Raw genomic sequence first — 21,441 nt, 5'->3', positions numbered from 1 at the left:
GCTCACTTGTCGATGTCGCCGACCACGAAGAACATCGAGCCGAGGATCGCGATCAGATCCGGCACCAGGCAGCCGGGGAGCAGGGTCGCCAGCGCCTGCACGTTCGCGTACGAGGCGGTGCGCAACTTCAACCGCCACGGCGTCTTCTCACCCCGGGACACCAGGTAGTAGCCGTTGATGCCGAGCGGGTTCTCCGTCCAGGCGTACGTGTGCCCCTCCGGCGCCTTGAGCACCTTCGGTAGCCGGGTGTTGATCGGCCCGGTCAGCTGGTCCACCCGGTTCAGGCACTGCTCGGCGAGGTCGAGCGACGCGTACACCTGGTCCAGCAGCACCTCGAAGCGAGCGTGGCAGTCGCCCGCGGTGCGGGTGACCACCGGCACGTCCAACTCGTCGTACGCCAGGTAGGGGTCGTCGCGGCGCAGGTCCAGGTCGAGCCCGGAGGCGCGGGCCACCGGCCCGGACGCCCCGAACGCGGCGGCGTCGGCGGCGGACAGCACGCCCACGCCCACCGTCCGGGCCAGGAAGATCTCGTTGCGCCGGATGAGGTGGTCCAGGTCGGGCAGCCGCCGGCGTACCTCACCGATCGACGCGCGGGCCCGACCGGTCCAGCCGTACGGCACCTCTTCCTTGAGGCCGCCCACCCGGTTGAACATGTAGTGGATCCGGCCGCCGGAGACCTCTTCCATCACCGCCTGGATCGTCTCCCGCTCCCGGAAGGCGTAGAAGATCGGGGTGATCGCCCCGATCTCCAACGGGTACGAGCCGAGGAACATCAGGTGGTTGAGCACCCGGTTCAGCTCCGCGAGGGCCATCCGCAGCCATGTGGCCCGCTCCGGCACCTCCATGCCCATCAGGCGTTCCACAGCGAGCACCACACCCAGCTCGTTGGAGAACGCCGAGAGCCAGTCGTGCCGGTTGGCCAGCACGATGATCTGCCGGTAGTCACGCACCTCGAACAGCTTCTCAGCGCCCCGGTGCATGTAACCGATGATCGGTTCGCAGGCGACCACCCGCTCGCCGTCGAGCACCAGCTTCAGCCGCAGCACACCGTGCGTGGACGGGTGCTGCGGGCCGATGTTCAACACCATGTCGGTGCCGAGCTGCTGGTCGCCGGTGCCGGCGACCAGCCCGGCCCCGGTGCCGACGGTCAGTTCGCGAAGGTCCCCGGCGTCGGTGGTCATGCCCGTCATCGTGCCACGGCCGGCTCGTGCGGGATGCCGACCGGTTGGCGCAGCCACCAGTGCCCGCCGAGCCCGGCCGGGTCGGTCAGCTCGGTCACCGCCGACGCCGCGGCCAACGCCCGCACATACCCGGCCGGGTCGGCGCCGGCCAGGCTGAGCGGCGGTCGGCCGCCGTCGGCCCCGAGCGCCCGCAGCGCCTCCCGCTGAAGGACCAGGGAGTACGCGCACCGGGCGACCTCAGCACCAGCGGAGGCGACCGAGTCCATGGCCACGTGCCCTGTCACATCACTCGACCCGTCCGGCACCGGAGGCACCTGCCGCCCACCCCGATACCCGGTCAACGTCCCGTCGACAGGCCGGTCGCCGCTCAGGTGCCCGTAGTCCACGGCCACCGCGACCCCTCGGCTGATCTGTCGTACCGCGTTGGCCCACGCCTCATCCCGGGTCCTTCCGATCTCTGCGCGGAAACCCGACTCGCTTGGGCCCGTGGGCCACCACTTGCTGAGCCAGTCGAGATCGGCGGGGCTGACCGACTCCCCGAGCGTCTCTGCGCCGCTCTCGGGGTCGACCAGCACGTACCTCCAGCCGTCGGCGGTGTGCACCGCCACGTCGAGTGGGACGTTGTCCAACCACTCGGTTGCCAGCAACACCCCGTTGATCTCGGCGGGTATCTCAGAGGTCCAGGTGATCTCTTCGGGCAGATTCTCGGGGCGACTCGCGTACTCCACTGCTGTGAAGTGGACGCGTTCCGCAAGCGACGGTCGAGCCGTGCCGGACGACGGCTCGTCCCGCAAGGAACGGGCGGAGGCCGTGGGAGTCAGGGTTTCCGGGGAGCCCGCCCGCGCAGGGATCAAGCCTGACCGCCCGGAGCGGGTGGGCTCCCCGGAAACCCCCACCGCGAGCCCGGCGGCGTCTCCGACAGTCAGCAGCAGAGTGCGGAGCAGCTCCCCGCGCCCAGCCCCCACGTCGACCACATCGAGCCGGGACGGGTGGCCGAGACCAGCATCGACGTCGTAGATCAACCGCAGCAGCGCCGTGGCGAAGGCGGGGGAGGCGTGCACGCTGGTCCGGAAGTGGTCGGCCGGTCCGGTGCCGGCGACGAAGAAGCCGCTCGGACCGTAGAGGGCTCGGCTCATCGCGTCCCGCCACCGGATCGACATCAGATCACCTCTGGTTGAGCGTGGGTCACGGTGCCGACCCTACGGTCAGCGGTTACGACGGGGATCGAACACCCCTTAGGCCCCAAATAGGTGCATTCCGCCTGCTAGTAGGGGTCTCCTGTGCAATCGGATGGGTCGGCGGGGGACCCTTGTTTCGGTGGTGAAGGTTTTCACACATGCTTGTCCTGCTTCGGCGGGGCGGGCGCATACTTGCGATCGACCGGTACCCCTTCTCGAGGACTGGATCATCGTCATGAGCGCACCGCTGCGCCCGCGTCCGGTAGCCCCTCACGGGCCCGCCGCATCGCGGGATCGCGCCGTTCCCGGCGCCCCTGTCGCCCCCCGTCTGCTGACCGTCGGTGTCATCGGTGCCGGCCGCGTCGGAGCCGTGCTGGGCGCCGCACTCACCGCCGCCGGGCATCGGGTGGTCGCCGTCGCCGGCGGCTCCAGCGCCAGCCGCGCCCGGTTGGCGCTGCTGCTGCCCGAGGTGCCGCGCCGCCCGGTCGCCGCCGTGGCCCACGCCGCCGCCGACCTGCTGCTGATCGCGGTGCCCGACGATGCCCTGGCCGGTGTGGTGGCCGACCTCGCCGACCGGGGTGCGCTGCGCCCCGGCCAGGTGGTCGCGCACACCTCCGGCGCGCACGGCCTCGCCGTGCTGGCGCCGGCCGCCGAGGTCGGTGCCCGGCCGCTGGCCCTGCACCCCGCGATGACCTTCACCGGTACGCCGGACGACCTGACCCGGCTGGCTGGCATTTCGTACGGGGTGACCGCCCCGGCCGAGCTGCGTCCACTGGCCGCCCGGCTGGTCGCCGACCTGGGTGGCGTGCCCGAGTGGGTGGCCGAGTCGGACCGCCCGCTGTACCACGCCGCGCTGGCCCACGGCGCGAACCACCTGGTGACCCTGGTGAACGAGGCGGCCGACCGGCTGCGCGACGCCGGGGTGGACCGGCCGGAGAAGGTGCTGGCCCCGCTGCTGCGCGCCGCCCTGGAAAACGCCCTGCGGCTCGGCGACGACGCCCTGACCGGCCCGGTCTCCCGGGGCGACGCGGGCACCGTTGCGCGGCACCTGGCCCGGTTGGCCTCCACCGCGCCGGAATCCGTCCCCGCGTACCTGGCGTTGGCCCGACGTACCGCCGACCGGGCGATCGCCGCCGGCCGGCTCCAGCCGGTGGACGCGCAGTCGCTGCTCGGCGTGCTGGCCGACAACGGTAGGGAGGTGGCCGCGTGAGCGCGAGGAGTGAGCCGATCTTGCGAGCCCCGCAGTCGCGAACCGAGGTGCAGCGATGACGCAACTCGTGCACACGCGCGCCGAGTTGGCCGAGGCTCGGGCCGCGCTGAAGGGCACGGTCGGGGTGGTGATGACCATGGGCGCGCTGCACTCCGGGCACGAGACGTTGCTGCGCGCGGCCCGGGAACAGGCCGACCACGTGCTGGTGACGATCTTCGTGAACCCGTTGCAGTTCGGGCCGAACGAGGACTTCGACCGCTACCCGCGCACCCTCGACGCGGACCTGGAGGTGTGCCGCCGGGCGGGCGCCGACCTGGTCTTCGCCCCGTCGGTCGCCGACATGTATCCGGACGGCCAGCCCCGCGTACGCCTCGACCCGGGCCCGCTCGGCGCGGAGCTGGAGGGTGCGAGCCGTCCCGGCTTCTTCCACGGCGTACTCACCGTGGTGTTGAAGCTGCTCCAGCTCACCCGGCCGGACCTGGCGTTCTTCGGCGAGAAGGACTACCAGCAACTGACCCTGGTCCGGCGGATGACCCGGGACCTGGACGTGCCGGTCGAGGTGGTCGGCGTGCCGACCGTCCGGGAGTCGGACGGGTTGGCGTTGTCGAGCCGCAACCGCTACCTGAGCGAGTCGGAGCGGGCCGCAGCGCTGAGCCTGTCCGCCGCGCTGCGGGCCGGTGCGCGGGCCGCCGACGACGGCCGCGACGCGGGGGCGGTGCTGACCGCCGCGCACGCCGCGTTCGGAGCCGGTACGCCCGGCGCCCGCCTCGACTACCTGGTGCTCACCGACCCAGAGCTGGAGCCGGGGCCGGTTTCCGGGCCGGCCCGGCTGGTGATCGCCGCCTGGGTGGGCGCCACCCGGTTGATCGACAACGCGGCCATCCACCTCGCCCCGCGTCACTGACCCGGCCGCCACCCCTCCACCAATCCGCGAAAGGCCACCCCGATGTTCCGGACCATGCTCAAGTCGAAGATCCACCGAGCCACCGTGACCCAGGCCGATCTGCACTACGTCGGTTCCGTGACGGTGGACGAGGATCTGCTCGACGCCGCCGACCTGCTCCCCGGCGAGCAGGTGGCGATCGTGGACATCACCAACGGTGCCCGACTGGAGACGTACGTGATCCCGGGTGAGCGGGGTAGCGGCGTGATCGGCATCAACGGTGCGGCCGCGCACCTGGTGCACCCCGGTGACCTGGTCATCCTGATCTCGTACGGGCAGATGGACGACGCCGAGGCCCGGTCGTACCGGCCACGGGTGGTGCACGTGGACGTCGACAACCGGGTGATCGAGTTGGGTGCGGACCCGGCCGGCGTGGCACCCGGCATGGCCGGTGACCCGGTGCCCAGCCCGTTGGCCGTGTCCGCCGTCTGACCCCGAGCGGTCCGATTCCGCTCTGTCACCGGAAGGTCATTTGCGGTTACCCTGGGCGCGCTGGCGTAAGCCGGCGGGTGGCTGGGGGAGGCCGCTATATGCGCAGTGCCATGACGACTCTGTTCGCCGCTGCCGTGACGGCAACGTTGCTGGTCGGCTGTGCCGGCTCCGGCGGCCTGGATGGTGATCTGACCGACGACTGGGCGGCCCTGCCGCCACCGTCGGCGTTCACCCCGACCGCCGGTGTGTGTCAGGCCGCCGATTTCACCGATGTGGTCACCCTCGCCGCCTATGAGCCGGTGGACTGCGCCGGCCCGCACCGGGTGGAGACCGTGCACGTGGGGGCGTTCCCCGTCGAGCGGGCGAGTGCCCCGGCAGGTGGCTCGGCCGAGCTGCGGGGCGCGTTCGCCGAGTGCGACACCCGCGCGACCGGTTACGTGGGCGACGAATGGCGGGTTGGTCGGCTCCGGCTGTCCGTGGCGTTGCCCTCCGGGCCGGGCTGGGCGGCTGGCTCCCGCTGGTTCCGGTGCGATCTGACGGAGCTGACCACCGTGGAGGCGGTGCCCACCGTGGTCGTCCGGTCGGGCAGCCTGCGGGACACGTTGAAGGGGGCCTCGGGGCTGCGGCTGGGGTGCCAGCAGACCGGCCGCACCGCCAGCCGGGTGCAGACGCTGGCGCCGGTGGAGTGCGGCAAGCAGCACGACGCCGAGTTCGTCGGGGTGTGGCGCGCGCCGGACACGGCGTACCCGACCAGGGACAGCGACTGGTCCCCGCTGTACGACGGCTGTCGCAGCGTCCTCGGCCGGTACGTGGGCGTGCCGGACGACGCCGACCTGAGCTTCCGCAGCGGCGTGGTGGTCCGTCCGCCGGGTGCGGGGCGTTGGCGGGTCGGTGACCGGGGCGTCCGCTGCTACCTGTGGCTCAGCGACCGTACGGTGACCGCCTCGCTGAAGGGCGCGGGCCCGGCCGGTCTTCCGGTCCGGACGAAGTGACCGCAGGGCCCCGGCTGGCGTGACGCGGACGGCGCCGGACGGGGTAGCCGAAAACACTCGTCCCGCCCCCGCCGCCCCGAGCGAGGACCGTTCGGGTTGACTGGGGGGATGGACGTTCCGACCGTCGACCTGCCGGCCCTGCCCGCGTTACTGGCCGCGCCCGCGCCCGGCTGGGTCGAGACCACCGACGTGATCGTGGTGGGCTCCGGGGTGGCCGGCTTGACCGCGGCGTTGCACCTGCGTGAGGCGGGTCTGCACGTCACGGTGGTCACCAAGGTCAACATCGATGACGGCTCGACCAGGTGGGCGCAGGGCGGCATCGCCGCCGTGCTCGACCCGACGGACACCCCGGCGGCCCATGCCCGGGACACCGAGATCGCGGGAGTCGGTCTCTGCGACCCGGCGGCGGTCGGGGTGCTGGTCGACGAGGGCCCGACCCGGCTGCGGGAACTGATCCGGATCGGCGCCGAGTTCGATCGTCACCCCGACGGCTCGCTGATGCTGACCCGTGAGGGCGGCCACCGGGCGGACCGGATCGTGCACGCGGGCGGGGACGCCACCGGCGCCGAGGTGCAGCGGGCCCTGCACGCCGCCGTGCAGCGCGACCCGTGGATCCGGCTGTTCGAGCACGCCCTGGTCCTGGACCTGCTGCGAGCCCCGGGCGACGGCCCGGACGGGCTCGGCCCGGCCTGCGGGATCACCCTGCACGTGCTCGGCGAGGGCAGCGAGGACGGCGTCGGCGCGCTGCTGGCCCGCGCGGTGGTGCTCGCCACCGGCGGCATGGGGCAGATCTTCTCGGCCACCACCAACCCGGCGGTCTCCACCGGGGACGGGGTGGCGCTGGCGCTGCGGGCCGGCGCGGCGGTGACCGACGTGGAGTTCGTCCAGTTCCACCCGACCGCGCTGATCACCCCGCCCGGCGCGGGGGTGCCCGGTGCCGGGCACGCGCAGCAGCCGCTGGTCTCCGAGGCGCTGCGCGGCGAGGGCGCGTACCTGGTGGACGCGGACGGCAAGCGGTTCATGGTGGGTCAGCACGAGCTGGCCGAGCTGGCCCCCCGGGACGTGGTGGCCAAGGGCATCCACCGGGTGCTGCTGGCCTCCGGGGCGGACCACGTCTTCCTCGACGCGCGGCACCTGGGCGGGGACTTCCTGGCCGGGCGGTTCCCCACCATCGTGGCGTCCTGCCTGGCGATCGGCGTGGACCCGGCGACCGACCTGATCCCGGTGGCACCGGCCGCCCACTACGCCTCCGGCGGTGTCCGCACCGACCTGCGTGGCCGCACCTCCATCCCGGGCCTGTACGCGTGCGGCGAGGTGGCCTGCACGGGTGTGCACGGCGCGAACCGGCTGGCCAGCAACTCACTGCTGGAGGGTCTGGTCTTCTCCCGGCGGATCGCCGAGGACATCGCGGCCGGCCTGCCCGAGCAGGTTCAGCCGGCCGACACAGGCGCCTGGCGTGGTGGTGCGGGCTGGGTGCTGCCCGCGGAGGTGACTCCCACCCTGCAACGGGCGATGACCCGGGGGGCCGGGGTGCTCCGGTCCGCGGCGACGCTGGCGGAGACGGCCGCGACGCTGACCGAGCTGGGCGTGGCCCGGGGCCGGCCGCGGACCGCCGACTGGGAGGCGACGAACCTGCTCACAGTGGCGTCGACGTTGGTCGCTGCCGCGTACGCCCGTGGTGAGACCCGGGGCTGCCACTGGCGGGAGGACTTCCCGACGGCCGACGAGCGGTGGCTGGGCCACCTGGTCGGGTCGGTCGGGGCGCAGGGCCGGGTGACGCAACAGTGGGAGGGGAACTCGTGATCGAGTCGACGGAGACGGCGTTGCGGGCGGCTGGGTTGGACCCGGCGCACGTACGACAGGTGATCGAGGGTGCGCTGGTCGAGGACCTGGGCCCGGATTTCCTGGACGTCACCAGCGTGGCCACCATCCCGGCGGAGCAGACCGACACCGCCGACCTGGTGGCCCGCGCGGACGGAGTGTTGGCCGGGCTGGCCGTGGCCGCCGCCGTGTTCGAGCTGGTGGGCGAGGTGACGGGCTTCGGTCGTACCGTCGAGGTGTCGGTGCTGGCCCGCGACGGCGAACGGGTGGCCCGCGGCGACGTGCTGGCCACGGTGACCGGCCCGACCCGGCTGCTGCTCACGGCCGAGCGGACGGCGCTCAACCTGCTCTGCCGGATGTCCGGGGTGGCCACCCACACCCGCGCCTGGGCCGACGCCCTGGCCGGCACGAAGGCGATGGTGCTGGACACCCGCAAGACGACGCCGGGCCTGCGGGCGCTGGAGAAGTATGCGGTGCGCGCCGGCGGGGGCACCAACAAGCGGATGGGCCTCTACGACGTGGCCATGATCAAGGACAACCACAAGCTGGCGGCCGGGGGCATCACGGCGGCGTACCGGCGGGTCCGGGAGGCTTTCCCGGAGGTGCCGGTGCAGGTCGAGGTGACTACCGTCGACGAGGCGGTGGAAGCGGTGGAGGCCGGGGCGGACTTCCTGCTCTGCGACAACATGACGCCCGAGCTGCTGGCCGAGGCGGTGGCCGCGGTGGGTGACCGGGCCGAGCTGGAGGCGACCGGCGGGCTGACCCTGGAGGTCGCGGGCCGCTACGCGGCGACCGGCGTCGACTTCCTCTCGGTGGGCGCGTTGACCCACTCCTCGCCGATCCTGGACATCGCGCTGGACCTGCGCACCGACTAGTTGTCTAGGCTGCGTGCGTGCTGCTCTGCATCGACATCGGAAACACCAACACCGTGCTGGCGACCTTCGACGGCGACAAGCTGGTGCACTCCTGGCGGATCAAGACCGATGCCCGCTCGACGGCGGACGAGTTGGGCCTGATGTTCCGGGGCCTGCTCGCCGGCGACAACGTCGAGATCACCGGCGTGGCCGCCTGCTCCACGGTGCCGGCGGCGCTGCGGTCGCTGCGCACCATGCTCGGCCGTTACTACGCCGACCTGCCGAGTGTCGTCGTCGAGCCCGGGGTGCGGACCGGGGTGCAGTTGGCGATCGACAACCCGAAGGAGGTGGGCGCCGACCGGGTGGTGAACACCCTGGCCGCGTACACCCTCTACGGCGGGCCGTCGATCGTGGTGGACTTCGGCACCACCACCAACTTCGACGTGATCAGCGGTCGGGGCGAGTTCCTCGGCGGTGCGTTCGCCCCGGGCATCGAGATCTCCTTCGACGCGCTGGCCGCCCGGGCCGCGCAGCTGCGCAAGGTCGAGGCCACCAAGCCTCGTTCGGTGATCGGCAAGAACACCGTGGAGTGCCTTCAGGCCGGCCTGTACTTCGGCTTCGCCGGTCAGGTGGACCGGATCGTCGAGCGGATGACCGAGGAGTTGGGCGAGGTGCGGGCGGTGATCGCCACCGGCGGCCTGGCCTCCCTGGTGATCAACGAGTGTCACACCATCACCCACCACGAGCCGATGATCACGCTGATCGGCCTGCGGATGGTCTACGAGCGCAACCTCTGACCGGCCCACGCGGAGTCGGTGGTCGCGGTGGTGTCAGCGCCGCCGGGCCCGCAGGACCATCGTGCGGTACGGCAGCTCGACGGTCTCCCTACCGGCCAGTTGGGGGTGGGTGGCCAGGAGCTCCCGCAGCTCCTGGTCGATCGTCGCCCGCCGCTCGGCCGGGGCGGTGAGCCAGTACGAGCGGGTGTGCAGCATCGCGACGATGTCATCCGGCGTGAGCGTGGTGTGGTGGTTGAACTCGCCCAGCTCGATCGGCTCGAACGCGGGGCCGAAGTCGGTGTACCTCTCGATCACGTTGCCGGCGTTGTCCCCCAGGTGTGCGATCCGGCCCAGCTCGGCGACCCAGTCCACCCGATCGTCGCGCATGTTCCAGATCGGGGCGAACGTCCCGCCGGGCCGCAGCACCCGGGCGATCTCGATGTGCGCCAACTCCCGGTCGAACCAGTGGTACGCCTGCCCCACCACCACGGCGTCCGCGACCTCGTCGGGCAGGGGCACGGACTCCGCGCCACCTGCCAGCGCCGTGAGTCCGGGGGTGGCGGCTGCCAGTTGGGCGCGCATGGCGGGGTCCGGCTCCACGGGCGTCACCTCGTGGCCCAGGGCGAGCACGCCGCGGGTGAGGATGCCGGTGCCCGCGCCCAGGTCGACGATGCGGGCGGAACTCCTCAACCCGTCCAGCGCCCACCGCACCGCCGGTTCCGGATAACGGGGGCGAAACCGGTCGTAGTCGGCTGCCGCCGCACCGAATGAGAGAGCCTGGGTGTGATCCGCCATGCCGGGCAGGTTATCCGGTAACGACCCCCTGAGGGCTTGAGTACGCTCGGGCCTGACCCCTGTATCTCCCGTGACGAGGAAGCGTGCCGTGAGCGAGCAGAACCCCGTGCCAGTGGACCCCGCAGACGACCTTCCCGAGCAGATGAAGGTCCGCCGGGAGAAGCGGGACCGGATGCTCGCCGAGGGCGTCGAGCCCTACCCGGTCGGTTTCTCCCGCACGACCACCCTGGCGCAGGTCCGGGCACGCTACGCCGACCTGCCGACCGACACCGCGACCGGTGACCAGGTCGCGGTCACCGGCCGGGTGATCTTCGTACGCAACACGGGCAAGCTCTGCTTCGCGACCCTCCGGGACGGCGACGGCACCGAGTTGCAGGCGATGCTCTCGCTGGACCGGGTCGGCCCGGAGCGACTGGAGGCCTGGAAGCGCCTGGTCGACCTCGGCGACCACGTCGGCGTCACCGGTGAGGTGATCACCAGCCGCCGGGGTGAGCTGTCGGTGCTGGCGCAGGAATGGGAGATGACCGCGAAGGCGCTGCGTCCGCTGCCGGTGGCGCACAAGCCGCTCTCCGAGGAGGCGCGCGTCCGGCAGCGTTACGTCGACCTGATCGTCCGGCCGCAGGCGCGGGAGATGGTTCGCACCCGGGCTGCCGCCGTACGTAGTCTGCGCGATTCACTGCACGGGCAGGGCTTCATCGAGGTGGAAACACCGATGTTGCAACTGCTGCATGGTGGCGCGGCGGCCCGACCGTTCGTGACCCACAGCAATGCGTTGAACACCGATCTGTATCTGCGAATCGCGCCGGAACTGTTTCTCAAGCGCGCTGTGGTCGGTGGCGTCGACCGCGTCTTCGAGATCAACCGCAACTTCCGTAATGAGGGTGTCGACTCTTCGCACTCGCCGGAGTTCGCGATGCTGGAGACGTACCAGGCCTACGGCGACTACAACACGATGGCCGAGTTGACCCGCAATCTCGTGCAACAGGCGGCGATCGCGGTCAGCGGCTCGATGGTGGTGACCCACGCCGACGGTCGGGAGTTCGACCTGGGCGGCGAGTGGCGATCCGTGACGCTGTTCGGCGTGCTTTCCGAAGCGCTGGGCGAGGAGGTCACGGTCCGCACCGATCGTTCCCGCCTGGTCGAGTACGCGGACAAGGTGGGATTGGCCGTGGACCCCAAGTGGGGGCCGGGCAAGCTGGCCGAGGAACTGTTCGAGGAGCTGGTCGTCCCCGGCCTTGTGGCGCCCACCTTCGTGCGCGACTACCCGGAGGAGACCAGCCCGCTCACCCGGGCCCACCGCAGCGAGCCGGGTCTGGCCGAGAAGTGGGACCTCTACGTGCTCGGCTTCGAGCTGGGCACCGCGTACTCCGAGCTGGTCGACCCGGTGGTGCAGCGCGAGCGGCTGGTGGCCCAGGCGCAGCTGGCCGCGCGGGGCGACGACGAGGCGATGCGTCTCGACGAGGACTTTCTCCGGGCGATGGAGTATGGAATGCCGCCGGCCGGCGGCATGGGAATGGGAATCGACCGGATGTTGATGGCCCTGACGGGGCTCGGAATTCGGGAAACGATCCTCTTCCCGTTGGTCCGCCCCGAGTAGTCGGGCCCGGCTCACGCCGGGCCGGAACGGCATCCTATTGACGGGGCGAGCGGCGCGCGGGTTATTGTGCTCTCGTTAAGCAGGAGCGCCCTGCTCGAAAGGAATGTGGGACGTGGCCAAGCAGATCATTCACAAGCTGGTCGATGACCTGGACGGCGGGGACGCTGACGAGACCGTCAAGTTCGCCCTCGACGGCGTTCAGTACGAGATCGACCTGTCGAAGGCCAACGCCGCTAAATTGCGCGACGCTTTTGCCGCGTACGTGGGCGCTGGCACCAAGGTCGGTCGCGGCGGCGTCGTGATCGGTGGGCGTGCCGCCCGCGGTCGGGGTGGCGCGACCGCCGATCGGGAGCAGAACAAGGCGATCCGGGAGTGGGCCAAGAAGTCCGGCAAGGACATCTCGGACCGGGGTCGTATCCCGCAGGAGATCGTCGACGAGTACCACGCGAAGCGCTGATCCGTCAGCGACCTGGTGGCTCTTCCGCCACCGCAGGCGACACCGACGCCGGGCCGGAGCACCTCTCCGGGCCGGCGTCGCCATATCCGCCGACGCCCGTCCGGGGGCCGGGAAGCATTCGGCACCTGGCGGCGTTGTCCACAACCAGTGGAACAGCTGTCCACAACCTGTGGACAACCTTCCTCAGGGCCCGGCGCGGCGTTCGTCGCGACCTCCGGCCCACCCCCTCCGAGCCCCTCGGAGCGCCTCCACGGCGCTTCCGGAGCCCGGATCGGGCTTCTGTCATGCCAGTCGGATTTCGCTCTGCGCGTAGCGACAGGGCTACCGGAACACCTCCTGAGCGCGGACGGTTGTCCAAAACGACGTGGAACCGACCCAGAGCAGAGACACACGACCTCAGCTGAGTCGGTCAACGACGATAGAGTAAGGAGGCACGGACGCCCGTCCCGGACGTTCGTGCACCGGCCCCGCCAAGATCTTGACCATCAAGGCGCACGGCACGTGAGGAGCACGAGGGCATGTTCGAGCGGTTCACCGACCGAGCGCGACGGGTTGTCGTCCTGGCCCAAGAAGAGGCCCGGATGCTCAACCACAACTACATCGGTACGGAACACATCCTGCTGGGCCTGATCCACGAAGGTGAAGGCGTCGCGGCAAAGGCCCTGGAGAGCCTCGGCATCTCCCTGGAGGGCGTCCGCCAGCAGGTCGAGGAGATCATCGGCCAGGGCCAGCAGGCGCCGAGCGGGCACATCCCGTTCACGCCGCGGGCCAAGAAGGTGCTGGAGCTGTCGCTGCGCGAGGCGCTGCAGCTCGGCCACAACTACATCGGCACGGAGCACATCCTGCTCGGGCTGATCCGTGAGGGCGAGGGCGTTGCCGCCCAGGTGCTGGTCAAGCTCGGCGCCGACCTCAACCGGGTCCGCCAGCAGGTGATCCAGCTGCTTTCCGGCTACCAGGGCAAGGAGCCTGCCGCGGCGGGCGCCACGCCGGGTGAGGCCGCGCCGTCGACCAGCCTCGTGCTGGACCAGTTCGGCCGCAACCTGACTCAGGCCGCCCGCGAGGGCAAGCTCGACCCGGTCATCGGGCGCGAGAAGGAAATCGAGCGGGTCATGCAGGTGCTCTCCCGCCGTACCAAGAACAACCCGGTCCTGATCGGTGAGCCCGGCGTCGGTAAGACCGCCGTGGTGGAGGGGCTTTCCCAGAAGATCATCAAGGGCGAGGTGCCCGAGACTCTGAAGGACAAGCAGCTCTACACGCTCGACCTGGGTGCGCTCGTCGCCGGTTCCCGCTACCGCGGTGACTTCGAGGAGCGCCTCAAGAAGGTGCTCAAGGAGATCCGCACCCGCGGCGACATCATCCTGTTCATCGACGAGATCCACACCCTGGTGGGTGCGGGTGCCGCCGAGGGCGCGATCGACGCCGCGAGCATCCTCAAGCCGATGCTGGCCCGTGGCGAGCTGCAGACCATCGGTGCCACCACCCTCGACGAATACCGCAAGCACCTGGAGAAGGACGCCGCTCTCGAGCGCCGCTTCCAGCCGATCCAGGTGGGTGAGCCGTCGCTGGCGCACACCATCGAGATCCTCAAGGGCCTGCGTGACCGCTACGAGGCGCACCACCGGGTGAGCATCACCGACGCCGCTCTCGTGGCTGCGGCGACGCTGGCCGACCGGTACATCTCCGACCGCTTCCTGCCGGACAAGGCGATCGACCTGATCGACGAGGCCGGTGCCCGGATGCGGATCCGTCGGATGACCGCGCCGCCAGACCTGCGTGACTTCGACGAGCGCATCGCCCAGGTGCGCCGCGACAAGGAGTCCGCGATCGACGCTCAGGACTTCGAGCGCGCCGCTCAGCTGCGTGACAAGGAGAAGCAGCTCCTTGGTCAGAAGGCTCAGCGGGAGAAGGAGTGGAAGGCCGGTGACCTGGACGTCGTCAGCGAGGTTGACGACGAGCAGATCGCCGAGGTTCTCGGCAACTGGACCGGCATCCCGGTCTACAAGCTGACCGAGGAGGAGACCTCACGCCTGCTGCGCATGGAGGACGAGCTGCACAAGCGCGTCATCGGCCAGGAGGACGCGGTCAAGGCGGTCTCGAAGGCGATCCGGCGTACCCGGGCCGGCCTGAAGGACCCGAAGCGCCCGTCGGGCTCGTTCATCTTCGCCGGTCCGTCCGGTGTCGGTAAGACCGAGCTGTCCAAGGCGCTCGCCGAGTTCCTCTTCGGCAGCGAGGATTCCCTCATCCAGCTGGACATGTCCGAGTTCCACGACCGCTACACGGTCTCCCGGCTCGTGGGTGCCCCTCCCGGCTACGTCGGTTACGACGAGGGCGGGCAGCTGACCGAGAAGGTGCGGCGTCGGCCGTTCTCGGTGGTCCTCTTCGACGAGATCGAGAAGGCCCACCCGGACGTGTTCAACACGCTGCTCCAGATCCTGGAGGACGGTCGGCTCACCGACGGTCAGGGTCGGATCGTGGACTTCAAGAACACGGTCATCATCCTGACCACCAACCTGGGCACCCGTGACGTCGCCAAGGCGGTGTCGCTGGGCTTCCAGCAGTCGGAGGACTCCGAGTCCAACTACGACCGGATGAAGCAGAAGGTCAACGACGAGCTCAAGCAGCACTTCCGGCCTGAGTTCCTCAACCGGATCGACGACACCATCGTCTTCCACCAGCTGCGTCAGACCGAGATCCTCTCGATCGTGGACATCATGATCCAGCGGATCGAGGGCCAGCTGCGCAACAAGGACATGGGTCTGGAGCTGACCGACAACGCCAAGAAGTACCTGGCGGCGAAGGGCTTCGACCCGGTGCTCGGTGCACGTCCGCTTCGTCGCACGATCCAGCGCGACATCGAGGACAACCTCTCCGAGCGGATCCTGTTCAACGAGCTGACCCCGGGTCAGATCGTCGTGGTGGACTGCGAGGGCGACCCGAACGACATCGACAAGTCCAAGCTCGTCTTCCGGGGTGCCGAGAAGCCGGTCGAGGTTCCGGACGCCGTTCCGGCCGACCTCGGTGGCACGGCCGCCGGCACCGCGGCAGCGGCGACGGACGAGGTGGCGTAACCAGCAGTAAGAGGGCGGGGCCCCGGTGGCGTGAGCCACCGGGGCCCCGCCTTTTCTGCGCTACCCCCCACAGGTCACCCGAGCCCGCCCGCGCCCGCCCGAGCCCGCCCGAGCCCGCCCGAGCCCGCCCGAGCCCGCCCGAGCCCGCCCGAGCCCGCCGCGCTACGCAAGATCCGCGCAACATCAGGGAAAGTGCTGCCTCACGGCGTCCGGAGGCAGCAACTTCCCTGATGTTGTGGGCGGAGTGCGGCTGGCGGCGTGGAGTGGTGGGCCTGGGGGTGGCTTCGACGTCCCGTGGCGGCCCGGCCCGGCCCGGCCCGGCCCGGCCCGGCCCGGCGTGGCGCGGGGCCGTCCGCGCGGCGGGGCGTGGCCCGCGCGGCGGGCGGGGGGCAGGACAAGACAGGGCAGGGCGGGGTGGGTCAGGTGGTCAGGTCGGCTGTCGGGTGGGACGGGCCGTCGCCGACGAGGCGGAAGCTGTCGGCTCCGGCCGCTTCGACCAGCCCGTCCTGCACCAGGCCGGCCAGGGCTCGGGCACGTTGGACGTCATCGGTCCAGACCTGATCCAAGCGCTGGTGTGGGACCGGCCCGGTGGTCTCCCGGAGCACCCCGAGCAGGAGGCCGCGTACCTGTCGGTCGGTGCCCGCGTACCGCTGGGGTCGCCGGGTCGGCCCTGCTGGCGCCTCCTGGCCGGAGGCCCGCCAGGCGCAGACCGACTCGACCGGGCAGGCGGTACAGCGCGGTGACCGGGCTGTGCAGATCACCGCGCCCAGTTCCATGAACGCGGCGCTGGCGAGTGCCGCGGCGGCCGGTTCCACCGGGAGCAGCTCTTCGGTGGCGACGAGGTCGGCTGGCCGGGTGACCGGTCCGGCGTCCGGCTCGCCGGCCACCGCCCGGCAGACCACCCGCCGCACGTTGGTGTCGACCACCGGGTGCCGCTGCCCGTACGCGAAGGTGGCCACGGCCCGCGCCGTGTAGGTGCCGACCCCGGGCAGTGCCAGCAGTTGCTCCAGTCGGTCCGGCACCTGGCCGCCGTGCCGGTCCACGATCGCGACCGCGCACTCCCGCAGCCGCACTGCCCGACGGGGGTAGCCGAGACGTCCCCACATCCGGATCGCCTCGGCCGGGGTGTCCGCGGCCAGCGCCGCCGGGTCCGGCCAGCGGGCCAGCCATGCCTGCCAGGCCGGCACCACCCGGACCACGGGGGTCTGCTGGAGCATGACCTCGCTGACCAGGATGGCCCAGGGGGTGACCCCGGGTGCACGCCACGGCAGGTCACGGGCGTGTTGCTGGAACCACCGGCTGACCAGGGTGGCGAAATCGGGTTGAGTCATGGCGCCGTCGATGATGTCACGCCTGGCGATCCCGCTGGATGGGCGGCTCGGGCGGGGTGCCACGGCTGCGCCCGACGGATCGGAGAGAATGCCCGGATGAACGAGCTCGCGATCACCGTCATCGGTCGGGACCGGCCGGGCATCGTGGCCGACGTCGCCGAGGTCCTCGCCCGACTGGGTGCGAACCTCACCGACAGCACGATGACGCGCCTGCGGGGGCATTTCGCGATGACCCTGATCTGCACCGGGCCGGCCTCCGCCGAGGTCGAGGCCGCGTTGGCGCCGCTGGCCGCCGAGGGGCAACTGCTGGCGACGGTACGCGCGGTCACGCCGGACGGCGAGGTGCCTGCGGCGGGTGAGCCGTACGTGATGGCGGTGCACGGTTCGGACCGGATGGGCATCGTCGCGGCGATGACCCGGGTGCTGGTCGACGCCGGCGGAAACGTCACCGACCTGAGTACGCGGTTGGCCGGGTCGCTCTACGTGGTGCTGGCCGAGGTCGAGTTGCCGGCTGGTGTGGCCGACACACTGATCGACCGGTTGCACCGGACGGCTGCCGAGCTGGGCGTTGAGGTCACCCTCCGGCCGGCGGACCCGGATCTGTTGTGAGCGGCGAGGAGAACGGGCCGGACGTCGAGGCGTACGTCGGTCTGGGCGACTGGACACCCGAGTCGCTGGTCGTGCCCGGTGAGGTGCGGCCGGTTGTGTCGGCCCCCCATCCGGTGTTGAGTCGGGCCGCCGAGGGGGTCGATCCGACCGCGAAGGAGACCGTCCAGCTCGCGGCCGACCTGGTGGCGACGATGCGGGTGTCGCCGGGCTGCGTCGGGCTGGCCGCGCCGCAGGTCGGGGTGGGTGCGCGCGTCTTCGCCGTCGATGTGACCGGGCACCCGAAGGCGGTCACGGTGCACGGCACCTTCGTGCTCTGCAACGCCCGGGTGGTCGAGGCGACGCGGTGGAAGCCCGGCCGGGAGGGGTGCATGTCGGTGCCGGACCTGACCGGGGATGTGAAGCGGGCCAGCCGGCTGGTGGTGGAGGGTGACCTGCCGGGCACCGGTGAGCCGGTCCGATTGGTGACCGACGGCTTCGAGGCTCGGGCGTTGCAGCACGAGATTGACCACTGCGCGGGGTTGCTCTTCCTGGATCGGGTGGCCGGTGCGCACGCCGTCTACCAGCGCAAGGTCTACCTCTGATCGGTCGCCGGACGGTCGGCAGTTTTGTCCTGAGTGGAGAGTGGATCGGGTGCCCGCGGGCGGCCCCGGCGCGTCGCGCCGTACTGGCCGGGGGAGCGCGGCTACGGTGGGAGGCATCATGCGTCTGACGGTCGGCCCCCTGCCACCCGCCGTGTACTGGCGGCGTCGCGTCGTCGTACTCGGAGCGGGGCTACTTTTCCTGATTGTCCTGCTCTACTCGTGCACCCAGTCGGGTCGTTCCGGCGAGAAGCCGACAGCGGGGGCGACTTCGACGCCGACCTCCGCCGGCACTCCCGCTCCTGAGGGCCCGGTGCTGACCCCGGAGACCGGGGCTCCGCCGCCGCCCGCGTCCGCCGATCCGGCTGTGACGAGTCCGAGCCCCGCGATCACCAGCAACACACCTCCGCTGGGCGCGGCGGCCGGTTCGGAGGACGACGGCACCTGCACCGACGCGGAGATCAGCGTGGTCTCGTCGGCGAGCCCGACCTCGGTCCAGCGTGGGGCGGTGGTCGAGCTGCAACTCAAGATCAAGAACACGTCGGACCGCACGTGCAGTCGGAACGTCGGCGCCGACCTACAGGAGATCTTCATCAAGTCCGGTGCGGAGAAGATCTGGTCGTCGGACACCTGCGGCAAGGTCCAGGGTTCGGACGTGCAGACGTTCACGCCGAACTTCGAGCGCGCCTACCAGGTGCCGTGGAACGGGCGGGACACCAGCCGGTGCGACGGTGCGCTGGCCGGCGGACCGTTCCCGCCGCTCGGGTCGTACCAGGTGTTCGCCCGGGTGGGCACGAAGCTCAGCTCACCCGTGAAGCTCACCATCACCGGCTGAGCGGGCGTCAGACGTACCGTTCCAGGATGGATGCCTCGGCGAGCCGGGACAGCCCCTCACGGACGCCTCGGGCCCGAGCGTCGCCGACGCCCTCGACGGCCTGCAGGTCCTCCACTGTCGCGCCCAGCAGTCGCTGGAGGCTGCCGAAGTGCACGACCAGGCGGTCGACCACCGCGACCGGCAGCCGGGGCACCTTGGCCAGCAGCCGGAAGCCGCGAGGGCTGACCGCGGCGTCCAGCGCGTCGGAGGCGGCCGGGTAGCCGATCGCCTTGGCCACCGCCACCAGGTCGATCAGCTCGGTGGCGCCGAGCAGGTCCAGCTCGACGAGTGCCTCGTCCAGGGTGCGCGACTTGCGGCCGATCGGGAGGTAGTCCCGGATGACCAGCGTGCGGTCGGCGTCCACGCCGGCCATCAGCTCATCGAGTTGCAGGGCGAGCAGGCGGCCGTCGGTGCCCAGCTCGACCACATAGCCGGCGATCTCGTCGGCGATCCGGCGAACCATCTCCAGGCGCTGCACCACGGCCACCGCGTCCCGTACGGTGACCAGGTCCTCGATCTCCAGTGCGGAGAGCGTGCCGGAGACCTCGTCCAGCCGGAGCTTGTAGCGCTCCAGGGTGGCGAGCGCCTGGTTGGCCCGGGAGAGGATGGCGGCCGAGTCGTCGAGCACGTGCCGTTGGCCGTTGACGTAGAGGCTGATGATCCGCATGGACTGGCTGACCGAGATGACCGGATAGCCGGTCTGCCGGCCCACCCGCTCGGCGGTGCGGTGTCGGGTGCCGGACTCCTCGGTGGGGATGGACGGGTCGGGCATCAGGTGCACGGCGGCCCGGACGATCCTGGTGCCGTCGCTGGAGAGCACGACGGCGCCGTCCATCTTGCACAGCTCCCGGACCCGCGTCGCGGAGAACTCCACGTCCAGCGGGAAACCGCCGGTGCACAGGCCCTCGACGACCTTGTCGTAGCCGAGCACGATGAGCGCGCCCGTGCGGCCACGCAGGATGCGCTCCAGACCGTCGCGCAGGGCGGTGCCCGGAGCCATCAGGGCGAGGTTGGCCCGCAACGGGTCCCCGGCGCTCCCGGCGGCTCCCGCGGTCACGCTCACGCTGATCGGGCGGGCGGGCGAGCCCACGGCGCCGGTGCGGGCCTGGGGCGGCGCGCCGGCTGGCTTGGTGGTTTCGCGGTCGATCGGCACGGGCACAGTCTACGGACTGCCGTGCGGTGGGTGCTGTCGTGGTTACTGTGATGTGTCACGATGCGGCCCTTCCAACCGATTCCCGCTTGCGACGTGCTGTCCGGTATCGCCGTCTCCGTCGGCACGGTGCGTCACTCGGCGGACGCGCGGGCCGCATGGTGCAGTGCCGAACGGACGTCCGTGACCTCGGTCACCCGCATGTGCTCGGGGCCGGCGCCGGTGCTGGCCGGCCCGCAACCGGTCGGCACCAGGGCCACCTTGAACCCCAGCCGGGCCGCTTCGGCCAGCCGACGCGGCACCGCCCCGACCCGGCGCACCTCGCCGGTCAGCCCCACCTCACCGATCGCCACCAGGTGCGGCGCGATGGCGAGGTTGAGCCCGCCGGAGGCGACCGCCAACGCGACCGCCAGGTCGGCGGCCGGCTCCACCACCCGGATCCCGCCCACAGTGGCGGCGAAGACCTCCCGGTCGTGCAGGGTCAGCCGCTCGGTGCGTCGTTGCAGCACCGCGAGCACCATCGCCAGACGCGCCGAGTCGAGGCCGGAGACGGTGCGTCGGGGTGAGCCGGCGACCGTCGCGCCGATCAGGGCCTGGACCTCGGTGACCAGGGCCCGCCGCCCCTCCATGGCCACTGTCACACAGGTGCCCGGGACCGGCTCCGCGTAGCGGGTCAGGAACAGCCCGGACGGGTCGGCCAGGCTGCTGATGCCACCCTCGTGCATCTCGAAGCAGCCGACCTCGTCGGCCGCGCCGAACCGGTTCTTCACGCCGCGCACCAGGCGGAGCGACGAGTGCTTGTCGCCCTCGAAGTGCAGCACGACGTCGACCAGGTGCTCCAGCACCCGGGGCCCGGCCACCTGGCCGTCCTTGGTGACGTGCCCGACCAGCACGGTGGCGATGCCCCGCTCCTTGGCGACCGAGACCAGCGCGGCGGTCACCGCGCGCACCTGGGTCACCCCACCGGGCACGCCCTCGGTGCCGGTGGTCGAGATGGTCTGCACCGAGTCGAGCACCAACAGGCCCGGCTTGACCGCGTCGAGGTGACCGAGCACCGACGCCAGGTCGCTCTCCGCAGCGAGGTAGAGCTGCTCGTGCAGGGTGCCCATCCGTTCGGCGCGCAGGCGCACCTGGCTGACCGACTCTTCGCCACTGACCACCAGTGAGGGGCTGCCGGCACCGACCGCCCAATGCTGCGCCACATCGAGCAGGAGGGTCGACTTGCCGACACCGGGCTCGCCGGCGAGCAGCACCACGGCACCGGGGACCAGGCCGCCGCCGAGCACCCGGTCGAGCTCGCTCACCCCGGTGGGCACGGCGCGGGCCGGAGCGGCGCTGATGGTGGCGATCGGCCGGGCCGGCTCGGTCGGCATCCGGGAGCTGACCACGCGACCGGAGACGGTCGGGCCGGTCACCGTGCTCTCGACCACCGCGCCCCACTCGCCGCACTCCGGGCAGCGCCCCACCCACTTGGGCGGCTGGTGCCCGCAGGCGTCGCACTGGTAGGCCGGACGCGGCTCGCGGGCGGCGGACCGGCCACGGGCGGCGCCGGCGGTGCCGCCGCGCGAAGGGGTCGATCGGGAGGTGGTCACATC

The 21,441-nt window shown here is 71.4% G+C and carries 19 protein-coding genes; 13 read left to right on the top strand and 6 right to left on the bottom strand.

Annotation, left to right across the window (positions count from 1 at the left end; translation table 11 throughout):
• Positions 1–2 precede the first annotated feature (2 nt).
• Entirely contained in the window at positions 3–1,190 is a 1,188-nt protein-coding gene (locus AC3CF1_RS17820) for an NADH-quinone oxidoreductase subunit D (RefSeq protein WP_488450879.1), read from the bottom strand.
• Complete coding sequence (locus AC3CF1_RS17815) at positions 1,187–2,341, bottom strand: SAM-dependent methyltransferase (protein WP_488450878.1); 1,155 nt, start codon at positions 2,339–2,341, stop codon at positions 1,187–1,189. The genes AC3CF1_RS17820 and AC3CF1_RS17815 overlap by 4 nt, the downstream gene beginning before the upstream one ends.
• A 253-nt stretch (positions 2,342–2,594) precedes the next feature.
• On the opposite strand from AC3CF1_RS17815, the gene AC3CF1_RS17810 reads away from it, so the two are divergent.
• From AC3CF1_RS17810 to AC3CF1_RS17780, 7 genes are all read left to right on the top strand, one after another.
• On the top strand, positions 2,595–3,569 hold the full coding sequence (locus AC3CF1_RS17810; RefSeq protein WP_488450877.1) for a Rossmann-like and DUF2520 domain-containing protein: 975 nt from the start codon (positions 2,595–2,597) through the stop codon (positions 3,567–3,569).
• Between the two features lie 55 nt (positions 3,570–3,624).
• Positions 3,625–4,473 (top strand): pantoate--beta-alanine ligase, encoded by an 849-nt coding sequence (panC, locus tag AC3CF1_RS17805; protein WP_328381163.1) that lies wholly within the window; start codon positions 3,625–3,627, stop codon positions 4,471–4,473.
• Between the two features lie 42 nt (positions 4,474–4,515).
• Positions 4,516–4,944 (top strand): aspartate 1-decarboxylase, encoded by a 429-nt coding sequence (panD, locus tag AC3CF1_RS17800; RefSeq protein ID WP_488450876.1) that lies wholly within the window; start codon positions 4,516–4,518, stop codon positions 4,942–4,944.
• 98 nt (positions 4,945–5,042) lie between these two features.
• Positions 5,043–5,936, top strand: coding sequence for a septum formation family protein (locus AC3CF1_RS17795; protein ID WP_488450875.1), 894 nt, complete (start codon positions 5,043–5,045; stop codon positions 5,934–5,936).
• A 108-nt stretch (positions 5,937–6,044) separates the two neighbouring features.
• Positions 6,045–7,739, top strand: a complete 1,695-nt coding sequence (locus tag AC3CF1_RS17790) for an L-aspartate oxidase (RefSeq protein WP_354981815.1) — start codon at positions 6,045–6,047, stop codon at positions 7,737–7,739.
• Entirely contained in the window at positions 7,736–8,632 is an 897-nt protein-coding gene (nadC, locus tag AC3CF1_RS17785) for a carboxylating nicotinate-nucleotide diphosphorylase (protein ID WP_488450874.1), read from the top strand. Before AC3CF1_RS17790 ends, nadC begins: the two co-directional genes overlap by 4 nt.
• A 17-nt stretch (positions 8,633–8,649) precedes the next feature.
• Positions 8,650–9,408, top strand: coding sequence for a type III pantothenate kinase (locus AC3CF1_RS17780; RefSeq protein ID WP_088950515.1), 759 nt, complete (start codon positions 8,650–8,652; stop codon positions 9,406–9,408).
• A gap of 33 nt (positions 9,409–9,441) precedes the next feature.
• Here AC3CF1_RS17780 and AC3CF1_RS17775 read toward each other — a convergent pair whose 3' ends face one another.
• Positions 9,442–10,182 (bottom strand): class I SAM-dependent methyltransferase, encoded by a 741-nt coding sequence (locus AC3CF1_RS17775; protein ID WP_488450873.1) that lies wholly within the window; start codon positions 10,180–10,182, stop codon positions 9,442–9,444.
• An 88-nt stretch (positions 10,183–10,270) separates the two neighbouring features.
• On the opposite strand from AC3CF1_RS17775, the gene lysS reads away from it, so the two are divergent.
• The 3 genes from lysS (at position 10,271) to AC3CF1_RS17760 (ending at position 15,304) form a co-directional block, all read left to right on the top strand.
• Positions 10,271–11,779 carry a lysine--tRNA ligase gene (gene lysS / locus AC3CF1_RS17770; protein ID WP_141911558.1) on the top strand — a complete coding sequence of 503 codons (1,509 nt, stop codon included), beginning with the start codon at positions 10,271–10,273 and terminating at the stop codon, positions 11,777–11,779.
• Positions 11,780–11,891: 112 nt separating this feature from the next.
• Positions 11,892–12,236, top strand: a complete 345-nt coding sequence (locus AC3CF1_RS17765; protein ID WP_088952068.1) for a histone-like nucleoid-structuring protein Lsr2 — start codon at positions 11,892–11,894, stop codon at positions 12,234–12,236.
• Between the two features lie 518 nt (positions 12,237–12,754).
• Positions 12,755–15,304, top strand: coding sequence for an ATP-dependent Clp protease ATP-binding subunit (locus tag AC3CF1_RS17760; RefSeq protein ID WP_088950512.1), 2,550 nt, complete (start codon positions 12,755–12,757; stop codon positions 15,302–15,304).
• A gap of 419 nt (positions 15,305–15,723) precedes the next feature.
• Here AC3CF1_RS17760 and AC3CF1_RS17755 read toward each other — a convergent pair whose 3' ends face one another.
• Positions 15,724–16,635, bottom strand: a complete 912-nt coding sequence (locus AC3CF1_RS17755) for an HhH-GPD family protein (RefSeq protein WP_141911555.1) — start codon at positions 16,633–16,635, stop codon at positions 15,724–15,726.
• A 96-nt stretch (positions 16,636–16,731) separates the two neighbouring features.
• Here AC3CF1_RS17755 and AC3CF1_RS17750 point away from each other — a divergent pair, with 96 nt between their 5' ends.
• The 3 genes from AC3CF1_RS17750 to AC3CF1_RS17740 all read left to right on the top strand — a co-directional run bounded on the left by AC3CF1_RS17750 (position 16,732) and on the right by AC3CF1_RS17740 (position 18,657).
• Positions 16,732–17,244 (top strand): glycine cleavage system transcriptional repressor, encoded by a 513-nt coding sequence (locus tag AC3CF1_RS17750; protein ID WP_088950510.1) that lies wholly within the window; start codon positions 16,732–16,734, stop codon positions 17,242–17,244.
• Positions 17,241–17,825 (top strand): peptide deformylase, encoded by a 585-nt coding sequence (locus AC3CF1_RS17745; protein ID WP_099849097.1) that lies wholly within the window; start codon positions 17,241–17,243, stop codon positions 17,823–17,825. Before AC3CF1_RS17750 ends, AC3CF1_RS17745 begins: the two co-directional genes overlap by 4 nt.
• Positions 17,826–17,943: 118 nt before the next feature.
• Positions 17,944–18,657: a hypothetical protein gene (locus tag AC3CF1_RS17740; RefSeq protein ID WP_210791295.1), complete on the top strand. Its 714-nt coding sequence runs from the start codon at positions 17,944–17,946 to the stop codon at positions 18,655–18,657.
• A gap of 7 nt (positions 18,658–18,664) precedes the next feature.
• Here the strand turns inward: AC3CF1_RS17740 and disA are convergent, their stop codons facing one another.
• Together disA and radA are read right to left on the bottom strand one after the other, a co-directional pair.
• Entirely contained in the window at positions 18,665–19,849 is a 1,185-nt protein-coding gene (gene disA / locus AC3CF1_RS17735) for a DNA integrity scanning diadenylate cyclase DisA (protein WP_354981811.1), read from the bottom strand.
• A gap of 131 nt (positions 19,850–19,980) precedes the next feature.
• Positions 19,981–21,438 carry a DNA repair protein RadA gene (gene radA, locus AC3CF1_RS17730; RefSeq protein ID WP_088950507.1) on the bottom strand — a complete coding sequence of 486 codons (1,458 nt, stop codon included), beginning with the start codon at positions 21,436–21,438 and terminating at the stop codon, positions 19,981–19,983.
• Positions 21,439–21,441 lie beyond the last annotated feature (3 nt).

The organism is Micromonospora sp. MGP-C2, from assembly GCF_057766525.1.
The sequence above is the reverse complement of the archived record's forward strand: the minus strand, read 5'-3'. Positions and strand labels throughout refer to the sequence as shown.

Coding starts and splice junctions, on each gene's coding strand:
- AC3CF1_RS17820 (WP_488450879.1), bottom strand. CDS start 1,190: ATGACGGGCATGACCACCGACGCCGGGGACCTTCGCGAACTGACCGTC.
- AC3CF1_RS17815 (WP_488450878.1), bottom strand. CDS start 2,341: ATGTCGATCCGGTGGCGGGACGCGATGAGCCGAGCCCTCTACGGTCCG.
- AC3CF1_RS17810 (WP_488450877.1), top strand. CDS start 2,595: ATGAGCGCACCGCTGCGCCCGCGTCCGGTAGCCCCTCACGGGCCCGCC.
- panC (WP_328381163.1), top strand. CDS start 3,625: ATGACGCAACTCGTGCACACGCGCGCCGAGTTGGCCGAGGCTCGGGCC.
- panD (WP_488450876.1), top strand. CDS start 4,516: ATGTTCCGGACCATGCTCAAGTCGAAGATCCACCGAGCCACCGTGACC.
- AC3CF1_RS17795 (WP_488450875.1), top strand. CDS start 5,043: ATGCGCAGTGCCATGACGACTCTGTTCGCCGCTGCCGTGACGGCAACG.
- AC3CF1_RS17790 (WP_354981815.1), top strand. CDS start 6,045: ATGGACGTTCCGACCGTCGACCTGCCGGCCCTGCCCGCGTTACTGGCC.
- AC3CF1_RS17775 (WP_488450873.1), bottom strand. CDS start 10,182: ATGGCGGATCACACCCAGGCTCTCTCATTCGGTGCGGCGGCAGCCGAC.
- AC3CF1_RS17760 (WP_088950512.1), top strand. CDS start 12,755: ATGTTCGAGCGGTTCACCGACCGAGCGCGACGGGTTGTCGTCCTGGCC.
- AC3CF1_RS17755 (WP_141911555.1), bottom strand. CDS start 16,635: ATGACTCAACCCGATTTCGCCACCCTGGTCAGCCGGTGGTTCCAGCAA.
- AC3CF1_RS17750 (WP_088950510.1), top strand. CDS start 16,732: ATGAACGAGCTCGCGATCACCGTCATCGGTCGGGACCGGCCGGGCATC.
- AC3CF1_RS17740 (WP_210791295.1), top strand. CDS start 17,944: ATGCGTCTGACGGTCGGCCCCCTGCCACCCGCCGTGTACTGGCGGCGT.